8 protein-coding genes are annotated in these 12,784 nt (G+C 49.3%); 4 read left to right on the forward strand and 4 right to left on the reverse strand.

The window, feature by feature from the left end; genetic code table 11:
• Window positions 1-12 precede the first annotated feature (12 nt).
• Window positions 13-2,460: a glycogen phosphorylase gene (gene glgP, locus SPM24T3_RS05455; RefSeq protein ID WP_009635715.1), complete on the forward strand. Its 2,448-nt coding sequence runs from the start codon at window positions 13-15 to the stop codon at window positions 2,458-2,460.
• A gap of 49 nt (window positions 2,461-2,509) precedes the next feature.
• Here the strand turns inward: glgP and glpD are convergent, their stop codons facing one another.
• From glpD to glpG, 3 genes are all read right to left on the reverse strand, one after another.
• Window positions 2,510-4,021 carry a glycerol-3-phosphate dehydrogenase gene (gene glpD / locus SPM24T3_RS05460; RefSeq protein WP_009635716.1) on the reverse strand — a complete coding sequence of 504 codons (1,512 nt, stop codon included), beginning with the start codon at window positions 4,019-4,021 and terminating at the stop codon, window positions 2,510-2,512.
• 300 nt (window positions 4,022-4,321) lie between these two features.
• Complete coding sequence (locus SPM24T3_RS25280) at window positions 4,322-5,080, reverse strand: DeoR/GlpR family transcriptional regulator (protein ID WP_009635717.1); 759 nt, start codon at window positions 5,078-5,080, stop codon at window positions 4,322-4,324.
• A gap of 9 nt (window positions 5,081-5,089) precedes the next feature.
• Window positions 5,090-5,926, reverse strand: coding sequence for a rhomboid family intramembrane serine protease GlpG (glpG, locus tag SPM24T3_RS25285; RefSeq protein WP_037377629.1), 837 nt, complete (start codon window positions 5,924-5,926; stop codon window positions 5,090-5,092).
• Between the two features lie 618 nt (window positions 5,927-6,544).
• On the opposite strand from glpG, the gene SPM24T3_RS05475 reads away from it, so the two are divergent.
• Window positions 6,545-7,621 carry an acyltransferase gene (locus tag SPM24T3_RS05475; RefSeq protein WP_009635719.1) on the forward strand — a complete coding sequence of 359 codons (1,077 nt, stop codon included), beginning with the start codon at window positions 6,545-6,547 and terminating at the stop codon, window positions 7,619-7,621.
• Between the two features lie 86 nt (window positions 7,622-7,707).
• Here the strand turns inward: SPM24T3_RS05475 and glpE are convergent, their stop codons facing one another.
• On the reverse strand, window positions 7,708-8,028 hold the full coding sequence (gene glpE, locus SPM24T3_RS05480; protein ID WP_009635720.1) for a thiosulfate sulfurtransferase GlpE: 321 nt from the start codon (window positions 8,026-8,028) through the stop codon (window positions 7,708-7,710).
• Window positions 8,029-8,184: 156 nt separating this feature from the next.
• Between glpE and malP the strand changes: the two genes are divergently transcribed.
• Window positions 8,185-10,593, forward strand: coding sequence for a maltodextrin phosphorylase (malP, locus tag SPM24T3_RS05485; RefSeq protein WP_009635721.1), 2,409 nt, complete (start codon window positions 8,185-8,187; stop codon window positions 10,591-10,593).
• Between the two features lie 9 nt (window positions 10,594-10,602).
• On the forward strand, window positions 10,603-12,681 hold the full coding sequence (gene malQ / locus SPM24T3_RS05490; RefSeq protein ID WP_009635722.1) for a 4-alpha-glucanotransferase: 2,079 nt from the start codon (window positions 10,603-10,605) through the stop codon (window positions 12,679-12,681).
• Window positions 12,682-12,784 lie beyond the last annotated feature (103 nt).

The following is a 12,784-nucleotide window of genomic DNA, read 5'->3' on the forward strand; positions in this document are numbered from 1 at the left end:
GAACGTAACGCTATGACTTCACCGATTAACTATACTTCGCCGACTGTCAGCGTCGATGCACTTAAGCATTCCATCGCTTATAAGCTAATGTTTATTCTTGGGAAGGACCCTTCCGTTGCCAACCAGCATGACTGGCTGAACGCCACGCTATTTGCCGTTCGCGACCGCATGGTCGAGCGCTGGCTGCGTTCGAATCGGCATCAGCTTTCCCAGGATGTGCGGCAGGTTTACTATCTTTCCATGGAGTTCCTGATTGGCCGAACGTTATCCAATGCGCTGCTGTCGATGGGAATTTACGATGATATCAAACAGGCACTCGACGAGATGGGCCTGGATCTGGAAGAGTTGATTGGCGAGGAAAATGACCCTGGCCTCGGCAACGGCGGTTTAGGGCGTCTGGCAGCCTGTTTCCTGGATTCACTGGCTACGCTGGCGCTACCTGGGCGCGGTTACGGCATCCGTTATGAATACGGGATGTTCGCGCAAAATATTGTTAACGGTGAGCAGCGCGAGTCGCCGGACTACTGGCTGGAATATGGTAATCCGTGGGAGTTTCAGCGCTATAATACTCGCTACAAAGTGCGCTTTGGCGGACGTTTGCAGCATGAAGGCTCCAAGACACGCTGGCTGGAAACCGAAGAAGTCGTGGCGGTCGCCTACGATCAGGTCATTCCCGGTTTCGATACCGATGCCACCAATACATTAAGGCTGTGGGGCGCGCAGGCCAGTAATGAAATTAATCTTGGTAAGTTTAATCAGGGCGATTACTTTGCTGCGGTAGAAGATAAAAACCATTCAGAAAACGTGTCGCGAGTGCTCTATCCCGATGACTCGACCTATTCTGGCCGCGAGCTGCGTTTGCGTCAGGAATATTTCCTGGTCTCCGCCACGGTGCAGGACATTCTGGTCCGCCATTACAATACCCACAAAACCTTCGACAATCTGGCCGATAAAATCTCTATCCACCTGAATGACACCCACCCGGTGCTGTCGATCCCCGAGTTGATGCGCCTGCTGATTGACGATCACAAGGTCAGCTGGCTGTCGGCGTGGGACACGGTAAGTCGCGTGTTTTCTTACACTAACCACACGCTGATGACCGAGGCGCTGGAAACCTGGCCGGTAGACATGCTCGGCAAGATCCTGCCGCGTCATTTGCAGATCATTTTTGAAATCAATGAACACTTCCTCAATCATGTTGAAGAGGTGCTGCCAGGGGACAACGCAATGAAATCGCGCGTGTCGATCATTGATGAAAACAACGGTCGCAAGGTGCGTATGGCGTGGTTGGCGGTTATTGCCAGCCATAAAGTCAACGGTGTCTCGGCGCTGCATTCGGATTTGATGGTCAAATCGCTGTTTGCCGATTTCGCCAGGATCTATCCTGATCGCTTCTGCAATATGACCAACGGCGTGACGCCGCGTCGCTGGCTTGGGCTGGCTAACAAACCACTATCTGCGCTGCTCGATGACGCGATTGGCCACACTTGGCGCACCGATCTCAGCCAGCTGGCGGAGCTGAAGCAGGACATTGACTATCCGAGTTTCCTGAAAGCATTGCAGAAAGCCAAGTACGAAAATAAAAAACGTCTGGCCGCTTATGTTGGCGAGAAACTTGAGGTGGTTATCGATCCTCACAGCCTGTTCGACGTGCAGATCAAGCGTATTCACGAGTACAAACGCCAATTGCTGAACGTGCTGCACGTGATTACCCGCTATAACCGGATTATTGACGATCCCGAGGCTAATTTTGTGCCGCGCACGGTGATCTTCGCCGGTAAAGCCGCCTCTGCATATTATGCCGCCAAGCAGATCATTCATTTGATCAACGACGTGGCGACGGTGATCAACAACGATCCGCGCACCCAGCATAAGCTGAAAGTGGTGTTTATTCCGAACTACAGCGTCAGTCTGGCTCAGCTGATTATTCCGGCGGCCGATCTTTCCGAGCAAATTTCACTGGCGGGCACTGAGGCGTCGGGCACCAGTAACATGAAGTTTGCCCTCAACGGAGCGCTGACCATTGGTACGCTTGACGGTGCCAACGTCGAGATGCTGGAGCACGTCGGCGAGGAGAATATCTTTATCTTTGGCAACACCACGCCGGAGGTTGAAGCGCTGCGGCAAAATGGCTACAACCCGCATGATTATTACGATAATGACCCAGAGCTGCACAAAGTCCTGACGCAGATTGCCACCGGAGTTTTCAGTCCGACCGATCCGCGCCGTTATCACAACCTGTTCGATAGCCTGGTTAACCTTGGCGATCACTATCAGCTGCTGGCGGATTATCGCAGCTATGTCGATACGCAAGATAAGGTCGACGAGCTGTATCAACAGCAGGACGAATGGTCACGCCGGGCGCTGCTGAATATTGCCAACATGGGATATTTCTCGTCAGACCGAACAATCAGTGAATATGCGGAGAAAATTTGGAATATTAAGCCGGTGAAGCTTTGATGAAGGGATAGGGGCTTTTTAGAAGCCCCTTTTTTCCAGAAATCGAATCTTATGACGCCAGTGACAGGCCTTTACGCTGCTGCGCGTTATTTTTCAGCCATTCGGCCACACGCGCCTGCTCAGGCTTGGTGAGCCACATCCCCAGCTTGGTACGACGCCAAATTGCATCATCCAGCTCGACAACCCACTCTTTCTCAACCAGATAGCGTAGCTCGGCCTCATACAGTTCATGACCGAAATTTTCACCCAGCGAAGCAATTCCGGTCGATCCTTCAAGGATCAGATCGGTCTGGCTGCCGTAGGTGCGAGCATAACGAAGCGCCAGAGACTCTGAGAGCCAGCTGTAACGACGGCGCAGTTCAATGGCGTAGCCGTCGCGATCACCGTTGATGTTACCGCCCGGCAGAACGCCATTTTTGGTCCAGGCAGGACCGGCGTTAGGGTAATATTTCGACAGTTTCTCCATCGCGTGTTCGGCCAGTTTACGATAGGTGGTCAACTTGCCGCCGAAAATAGACAGCAGTGGAGCCTTACCCTGTTCGTCATGCACGTCCAAAGTGTAGTCGCGAGTGATCTTCTGGGCAGAGTCCGATTCGTCATCACACAGCGGACGCACGCCAGAATAGGTCCAGACAATGTCTTCTTTGGTCAGCTGCTTTTTAAAGTAGCTGTTGTAAATTTTCAGCAAATAGTCGACTTCTTCGTCGTCGATTTTGACGCTTTTCGGGTCGCCGTGATATTCCACGTCAGTGGTACCGATAATCGAAAATTCATCCATCCACGGAATCACGAAGGCAATTCGGTTGTCTTCGTTTTGCAGGATATAAGACTGCTGTTCGGTATGCACGCGTGGCACCACAATATGGCTGCCTTTAATCAGGCGAATACCATAAGGCGATTTCAGCTTCAGGCCGTCATCAAACAGCTGTTTGACCCACGGACCCGCGGCGTTGACCAAACCTTTGGCCCGGAAGGTAAAGGTCTTGCCGGTATCAATTTCCTGCGCTTCAACCATCCACAGACCGTTTTCGCGCCATGCGCGATTAACACGGGTGCGAGTACGAATTTCACCGCCGCGCTCTTCGACTTCCTGAGCATTCAGTACCACCAGACGAGCATCATCGACCCAGCAGTCAGAATATTCGAAACCGCGAGTAATCTCAGGCTTCAGCACGGAATTTTCGCCAAATTTCAGGCTGTTACTGCCTTGCAGACTGGTGCGTTTACCCAAATGGTCGTACATAAACAAACCGATGCGGATCATCCAGGCTGGGCGCAGATGTGGCTGATGCGGCAGGCGGAAACGCATAGGGAAGGCGATGTGCGGCGCTAATTTCAGCAGAACTTCACGTTCAGCCAGCGCTTCGCTGACCAGACGGAATTCGTAATGCTCAAGATAGCGCAAACCGCCATGGATGAGTTTAGTACTGGCCGAAGAGGTCGCGCAAGCCAAGTCTTGCGCTTCAAGCAGCAAGACAGACAGCCCACGGCCAGCCGCATCTGCTGCGATACCGGCGCCGTTGATGCCGCCACCGATTACGATCAAGTCTTTGGTTTCCACGTCATCTTCCTCCAAATGTTCGCAATAGCTCTTTAATGTTCGTTTTCGCTCATTAGTGTAATCGATAACCAACAAACAAGCCAAGAGTTAACCAAATAAAAACATTCATGCGTGATGCAGGTAACATTTTTAACCTGAATTAAAGGGGGATACAGCAAATCGCGGGTAAAAGCTCATCTGATTTTTCGTTATTGCGCGTTTAGAGGAGAGGTAAGGATGGCGGAAAGTGAATATGAACGCAGTTTTAGGGCTGGGATTGATTATAACGCCGGGAAGCGGAGAAGGTTTCCCGGCAGATTATTAGCAGAGTTCTAGCTGAACTTCATACTTGCTGATCAGCGCCATCACGCTTTCTGGCGGTTTCTGATCGGTAAACATGTAATCGATCAGGCTCATATTGCCAAGGTTTACCATGGCGTTACGACCGAATTTGGAATGGTCGGTAACCAACATCACATTGCGCGAGTTTTCAATTATTGCACGCTTGATTCGCGCCTCATGATAGTCGAATTCGAGCAACGAACCGTCCATATCAATGCCGCTAATCCCCAGAATGCCGTAGTCGAGACGAAACTGAGAGATAAAATCTAGCGTCGCTTCGCCCATAATGCCACCGTCACGGCTGCGAACTTCACCGCCAGCCAGCAAAATGCGGAAATCTTCTTTTGGGCTCAGCAGCGTTGCGACGTTGAGATTATTGGTAACAATACGCAAGTCTTGATGGTCGAGCAGGGCATGAGCCACCGCTTCCGGAGTGGTCCCAATATCGATAAAAAGCGTTGAGCCGTCAGGGATTTGCGAGGCAACGCGGGCAGCAATGCGCGCTTTTTGATCTGACCACATGACTTTTCGGTCGGTGTACGCGGCATTGACTGAGCTGGAAGGCAGAGCAGCACCGCCGTGGTGGCGATGAATTTTATTCTGCTCGGCCAAATCGTTGAGGTCACGACGAATCGTTTGCGGGCTGACGGCAAAATGCTCGACCAGCTCTTCCGTGCTGACATAGCTTTGCTGGCGCACCAGTTCGACAATGGCGTTATGTCGTTGTGTTTGTTTCACCTAATTCCCCTAAGTGCGTTTTTCGCGCGGTGTGCGCGTATCGCAAAAGGCCATGATAAGTCCCACGACCAGACCAAAAACATGAGCGGCATTGGCGATTGCGAGGCCCATCACATTAAAGTATCCCAACACCAGCCAGGCAACAGAAAAAATCATTAGCCCACGCGGCAGGGCGAGGCCCTTTTCGGGTTTTAATTCGCCGGTCAGCCAGACGTAGCCCATTAGCGCGTAGACCACGCCCGAGAGGCCACCAAACAAAATACCGCTGAAAATAGATTGGCCCCAACCGCTGAGCAAAGCAGAAATCAGCGCGATGGTGAACAGCTTCCCGCTGCCGAGAAGTTTTTCAACCGGACCGCCAAGATACCACCACCACATCAGGTTAAAGAGAATGTGCAGCAGTGAGAAATGCAGAAATGCCGGAGTAAACCAGCGCCATAGCTCAAAATACTGGCTGCGGTCGGCAGGCCAGGACAGCCAGGCCATTACGGTTTGGTCACCGTAAATCTGCTGCAGGATAAAGACTGCAATGCAGATAAAAATAACCGCCATAGTCAGCGGACCAGCCTGACTGCGGATCCGCTGCCAGTAAGAATAGTGTTCGTAGTTCAGTTTGGTTTGAGTACTTCCGGTATGCCAACTTGCGGCCTGATAACGCGGGTTTAAAGGATCCTTGATAAACATTGCCAGCTCGGCTTCGACAAAGTCGAGTTTAGAATCATCCTCAAGCCAGATTTGGACTTCCTGCCCCTCGTGTTTCACCTGCAAGGGGGTGTGGTGTGTTGCCATGTAATCGACAAATGCCTGCGCCATGCGGGGGTTAGACAGGCTTAAAACTCTTATCATAATGTTCAGCTAGCCCTGTAATCATTTGATTTTATGTGAATATCATACCCTAAAGCGCAAATGGATTTTACCCCCTTCTGCACTTGGTTGATTATAACGTCAGCGGCCTTCGGTGTATGCCAGATAAGTGACTATAAATGTTCCAGTGAAGACTTGAAAAATCGGGTAATGGGATAGTTAAAGTCTGAATTTAACTGCTCGGCTTAGCTAAATTTTCAGATAAATAGGATTTTATGCCAATTAATTTTAGATCGTTTTATGAGCTCATAAGCTATATTCGTCTTAAATAACGATTTGTAATAGATGAAAATTACGTGATTTATCTAATTAATTAAATTGGTTAATGATTGACGGTAATTAAAATTCCTAATGCTCTGATATTGTGTATGTCAATGCTGCTTTGGAGAGAATATTCATGTAATTAGTTTAAAGTATCTAATGGATTTTTTAATTTATTTATTTACCTTGAATATCATGCGCTTATTTTTATTTGGTTGTAAATTTTAAGAGTAATCGGAATAAGTTTAAAGAAATCCAGAGGTTTGATTAAATTAAATTGCTGCGATATGTTTTTAATTCGAAAATTTAACGCATCTATTTAATTAAAGAGCACCCATTATGAAACATATTCGTACCCTCGATGGTGTTCGCGGGTTTGCCGTGATTATCGTTATGCTTTTTCATTTGGAAATTCCCGGGTTCTCTTTGGGTTGGGTTGGCGTGCCGCTTTTCTTTTGTCTGTCAGGCTTCTTAATTACAGGTATTTTACTTGAACAGAAACAGCAGCCTTTTAAAGAATATCTAGGAGGCTTTTTACTGAATAGACTGTTAAGAATATTTCCACTTTTCTATGCCTATTTATTAGTAAATTATCTTTTCCTGAAAGCTACTGGCCAATCTGCTGCAGGCTACATCTGGTTTATCCTCTACCTGCAAAATTTATATATTGGCATAACCGGCACCACGCCAGGGTTTGTTATCCAGACATGGTCATTGGCCGCAGAGGAGCAGTTTTATTGGCTGTGGCCATTGGCAATTTTCTTCCTGAAAGAAAGAGTTATGGTTAAAGTCTTTATTCCACTCATTATATTTTCTTTATTGGCGCGATCTTTTATTTATCATGCATCCGGTAATAATCCTTATATGTTCAATGCGACATTATTAAGCTGCACTGACGCTTTAATTCTTGGGGCTCTGTTTGCCAAAATTAAAGACTATAAGTCTGCACCTCGTGTTGCCTTCTGGATGTTGCTCGCAGGTATTGCGTTGTCTGCCTATGCTGTCATAACCACAGGCCTGAGCGCATTCTGGTTACCCTCCGGTTGGGTGGGAAAATGCGGTTATCTTCCAACCTCGATGGCAATGGTTTTCACCGCTATTATCTTCTATGTTTATCATTGGGATAAACATGCAATCTCCAATCCATTGGCGCGCGTGTTGGAAAACAAATTTCTGGTTTATACGGGGAAAATAAGTTACGGGCTTTATATGTGGCACCTGGCCTGTTTTTTTGCCATCACGGTGATTGGCAGAAAATTCGGTGTAGATAATCATAGCTTAATATTTTTTATTATTGCCTTGCTATTCACTTATTTAGTGTCAACATTGTCGTATTATCTGTTTGAAGTCCACTTCCTCAAATTAAAGAGAAAAGCGCGCAGAACAGTAACGAGTCCCAATGGAATAGTTTTATAATTCGTTATTTATTAACTTGGGCTGCTAATGAAAATCGCTGATATTTCAATAAAAGCAGCCCGAGTAAAGGAATTCTTAAACGAATATTAGGCCTCTACGTCCTGTGGGAACGCTTTAGACCAGGCATCAAATCCGCCGTCCACGCTATAGACCGCATCAAACCCCTGAGTTAATAGATACTGAGCTGCACTGCGGCTGCTGATGCCGTGATAACACATCACCATCACTGGAGTGGTCGATTCGGTCTGCTGCATGAATGCGCCGATGCTTTCGTTGCTTAAATGGAAAGCTCCCAGAGCATGAGCGTTGTTAAAGCTCTGAATGTCACGGATATCAACCATCACTGCGCCACCCTCTTTCAGGCGGTTGTGGGCCTGCTCAACGCTGATTGCTTCAAACTGTTCCATGCTGCTTCTAGCCTCGTGATGACGGTTACCGTCAGTTAAAAATATTCGCCTCTATTGTAAACAAATTTCCGCTAATGGGTTTATAAATAATAGGTGCTTACCTACCTGTTTTCGCCATTCGTTTTGAATATGCTCACCAAGGATAGAGATTGCCCTATGCCCAAACCGATATTTAAGCAGGACAGTTTTGTGGCGGCTTTAACCCGTCAATGGCAGGCTTTTGGACTGACATCCGCTGGCGATATGACCCGGCATCAATGGTGGCATGCGGTCAGTGCCGCACTGGCTGAACAATTACCCCCTCGCCCAGACAGCGGTAAGGCGAGTAAAAAAGTTAAACGACACGTTAACTATATTTCGATGGAGTTTCTGGTTGGCCGCCTCACGGGCAATAATTTGATTAATCTGGGTTGGTACGATCAGGTTTCCAAAACATTGGAAAGATATGACATCAATCTTACGGACCTGCTTGAAGAGGAAATTGACCCGGCGCTAGGCAATGGCGGGCTGGGAAGGTTGGCGGCCTGTTATCTCGATGCGATGGCCTCCGTGGGGCAACCTGCTATCGGTTACGGCCTAAACTACCAATATGGTCTCTTTCGTCAGAGTTTTGTCGATGGCAGGCAGCATGAAGCCCCGGACGACTGGCAGCGCAATGCCTATCCTTGGTTTCGGCATAACAGCGCGCTGGGGGTAGATGTCGGTATTGGCGGCAAAATTATCAAAAATGAAAGCGGTAAATCCTATTGGAAACCCGATTTTATCTTACGCGGCGAAGCCTGGGATCTACCGGTTATCGGCTATCGAAATGGCGTGACTCAGCCGCTGCGACTGTGGGAGGCGACTCACCCGCAGCCTTTCGATTTGGAAAAATTTAACGACGGGAAATTTTTGCTCGCCGAACAGCAGGGCATCGATGCAGCCAAGCTGACTAAAGTGCTTTATCCCAATGATAACCATGACGAAGGCAAGCGGCTGCGTCTAATGCAGCAATACTTCCAGTGTGCGTGCTCGGTGGCCGACATTTTACGCCGCCATCATTTTCTTGGACGAAATATCCATGAACTTCCGGACTACGAGGTGGTTCAGCTCAACGACACCCATCCGACCATTGGTATTCCTGAAATGCTGCGCGTACTGATTGATGAACATCAGCTCAGTTGGGACGATGCGTGGCACATCACCAGCCGCACTTTCGCTTATACCAACCATACCCTGATGCCTGAAGCGTTGGAAACCTGGAACGAAAAGCTGGTGCGCAGCCTGTTGCCGCGACATTTCGTCATTATTAAGCAAATTAACGCCAACTTTAAGAAACTTGTCGATCAGCACTGGCCAGGAAACGAAGCGGTATGGGCCAAACTGGCCGTACATCACGATAAGCAAGTGCGCATGGCCAACTTATGCGTAGTAGCTGGTTTTGCGGTAAACGGCGTAGCGGCGCTGCATTCGGATCTGGTAGTAAAAGACCTTTTCCCTGAATATCACCAGCTGTGGCCGGAAAAATTCCATAATGTGACTAACGGCATTACTCCCCGCCGTTGGCTTAAGCAATGTAATCCCGAGCTTTCAGCTTTAATCGATGAAACGCTGAAAACTGAATGGGTTACCGATTTAGATGCGTTAAAAGGGTTGGAAGCCAGCCTAAAAGATAAAAAATTCTGTAAACGCTATCGAAAGATCAAGCATGACAACAAGCTGCGGCTGGCTGAATACGTCAAGCTTCATACTGGCATCGTCATTAATCCCGACGCCATTTTTGATGTGCAAATCAAGCGCCTGCACGAGTACAAGCGGCAACATCTTGCGTTGCTGTACATCATTTACCTTTATCACCAGGTCCGTAGCAACCCTAAACTTGATATCGTGCCACGCGTGTTCCTGTTCGGTGCAAAAGCGGCACCGGGCTATTATCTGGCAAAAAATATTATCTTTGCTATCAATCAGGTAGCGAAGAAGATCAACAACGATCCGTTGGTGGCCGATCGTATCAAAGTGGTGTTTATACCCGATTATCGGGTTTCTGTTGCCGAGCTGATGATTCCGGCGGCGGATGTGTCTGAGCAGATTTCTACCGCCGGTAAAGAAGCCTCCGGCACTGGCAATATGAAGCTGGCGCTTAACGGCGCGCTCACCGTGGGCACGCTGGACGGCGCAAACGTCGAAATCGCCGAGCAAGTGGGTGAAGACAATATCTTTATTTTCGGTAATACCGTCGATCAGGTTAAGGCGATATTGAAGAAGGGATACAAGCCGAAAACGATAGTTAAAAAAGATAAGCATCTCAAGGCGATACTGGACGAGCTGGCCAGCGGTTTCTATAGCAATGGTGATAAAAAGGCCTTCGAACCGATGCTGACAAGCCTGCTGGAAGGGGGCGATCCGTATCTGGTTCTGGCTGATTTTGCCGAGTATTGCGAAGCGCAGGCAAAAGTCGACCAGCTTTATCGCGATCGCGATGAATGGACACGAAAAACCATCCTCAATACGGCGCGCGTGGGTATGTTTAGCGCTGACCGGTCCATTCGCGATTATCAGCAGCGTATTTGGCAAGCTAAACGCTAAGGAGCAGGCATGCGGGGTGATGAACTCGAACTGGCGGCAAAGCGGGCCGGGATTCTTGACAGCTTTATTAATATGGTCGATGAAGAGCAAACCGTTTCTGACGAGACCAAGCTGGCTTTGCTGGAAGCGATGGGGCGCGACGAACAGGTGCCAGATACCGGTCCGTTACCGTCGGTAAAAGTGTTTAAAACCGGTGAGCCGATAAGCCTGGAGCCGCGCGGCAAGGGCATTTACCAGTGGCAACTCACGCTGGAAAATGGTGACAGTGAAGCGGGAGAAGGCACCTTTGGTGAACGGCTCGAGCTGGGTGGCAATCTGGTTTTAGGCTATCACCAGCTGACGCTGAGCTGGAAAAAAGAAATCTGGCACTGCCGGGTGATTATTACTCCTGTTCGCTGCTATGAGCCTGAGGCTTTAATTAATGATGAAAAGCTTTGGGGCGCCTGCGTGCAGCTTTACACGCTGCGCTCGGATAATAACTGGGGCGTGGGTGATTTTGGCGATTTAAAACAGATGGTTAAACAGTTGGGGGAGCGCGGTGGGGCATTTATCGGCCTTAACCCGATTCACGCGCTGTATCCCGCTAATCCTTCCAGTGCTAGTCCGTATAGCCCCTCGTCTCGCCGCTGGCTCAATGTCACCTACATTGACGTCAATGCGATTGAAGAATTTAGTCGCAGTAAAGAAGCACAGCGCTGGTGGAAAAGTGCAGCAACCCGGCGGGCGCTGGAAAAAGTGCGCAGCGTCGAAAATGTCGATTACGAAAAAGTCATGGACCTTAAAATCAAAGGCTTGCAACTAGCGTGGGCAGAATTTTCCAACATAGCCGATGCCAGCCCGCGTAAGCGTGATTTCCAGGACTTTGTATTACTTGGCGGGGAAAGCCTGCGACAACAGGCGGTGTTCGATGCGCTGCATGTGCATCTACGAAAGATGGATGACAGTCTTTGGGGCTGGCCGGTCTGGCCCAAGGCTTATCGCGATCCCCAGTCCTCTCGGGTCAAGGAATTTTGCACGGAATATCATCATCAGGTGGAATTTTACCTGTGGCTGCAATGGCTGGCACATACCCAGTTTGCCGAGTCTTATCAAGCCAGTCTGGAGCTCAAAATGCCCATCGGGCTGTATCGTGATTTGGCCGTGGGCGTGGCGGAGGGCGGTGCGGAAACCTGGTGTAATCGCGCACTTTATTGCCTTGGCGCAACTGTAGGCGCGCCGCCGGATGTGTTAGGGCCGCAGGGGCAGAACTGGGGATTACCGGCCATGGACCCAAACGTCATGCGTAGCCGGGCCTATCAGCCGTTTATTGATTTACTGCGCGCCAATATGAGTGATTGCGGTGCGCTGCGTATCGACCACGTTATGGGGCTATTGCGCCTGTGGTGGATACCAAAAGATAAAACCGCCGCAGCGGGAGCCTATGTCAGTTACCCCCTGAGTGATCTTTTAGGAGTGTTGGCGCTGGAAAGCCATCGTCATCAGTGCATGGTGATAGGCGAAGATCTCGGCACGGTGCCGAAAGAGATTGTTGCCAGCCTGCGGGACAGCGGGGTGTATTCGTACAAGGTGCTGTATTTCGAACACGACAAACAGCGGGTTTATCTGGCCCCTGAAAAGTATGTCGTGCAGGCGATGGCGACTGTAACGACGCACGACCTCCCAACGCTGCGCGGTTACTGGCAGGGGGATGATTTGACATTGGGTGAGAAACTGGGGATTTATCCCGATGCCTCAGTGTTGGCCGATTTGCGGCTGGATCGTGCCAAAACCCGGCAATCGCTGCTGGATGCGCTTCATCTTCATCACTGTGTTCCTAAAAAATTCGGTAAACACGCCGAGAAAATGGAGATGAATGAGACCTTAAATAGAGGGTTACAGCGTTATCTGGCTATCAGTTCCAGTGCGTTGCTGGGCCTGCAGCCCGAAGACTGGCTTGATATGAATACGCCGGTTAACGTGCCGGGAACGAATACAGAATACCCAAACTGGCGGCGTAAGTTGAGGGTATCGCTGGAGGAGATGTTCAGCAATGAGCATATCAATCTGTTGTTGAAAGATTTGGATCGCAGCAGAAAGGGAGTGAAGTAACAAAGGATTTAGAAAAACATCCCCCCACTTTTACAGTGGGGGAAGGCCAGATCAGGAGTGCAAGTAACGGAAACTTGCCAGAGTTTATTCCTGATCTAATCCG

It is taken from the genome of Serratia sp. M24T3, from assembly GCF_000257645.1.
Lineage (GTDB): Bacteria > Pseudomonadota > Gammaproteobacteria > Enterobacterales > Enterobacteriaceae > Rouxiella.

Bases quoted from the DNA above. Each gene is read 5' to 3' on its own strand.
- glgP (WP_009635715.1), top strand. From the start codon at position 13: ATGACTTCACCGATTAACTATACTTCGCCGACTGTCAGCGTCGATGCA.
- glpG (WP_037377629.1), bottom strand. From the start codon at position 5,926: ATGATAAGAGTTTTAAGCCTGTCTAACCCCCGCATGGCGCAGGCATTT.
- SPM24T3_RS05475 (WP_009635719.1), top strand. From the start codon at position 6,545: ATGAAACATATTCGTACCCTCGATGGTGTTCGCGGGTTTGCCGTGATT.
- glpE (WP_009635720.1), bottom strand. From the start codon at position 8,028: ATGGAACAGTTTGAAGCAATCAGCGTTGAGCAGGCCCACAACCGCCTG.
- malP (WP_009635721.1), top strand. From the start codon at position 8,185: ATGCCCAAACCGATATTTAAGCAGGACAGTTTTGTGGCGGCTTTAACC.
- malQ (WP_009635722.1), top strand. From the start codon at position 10,603: ATGCGGGGTGATGAACTCGAACTGGCGGCAAAGCGGGCCGGGATTCTT.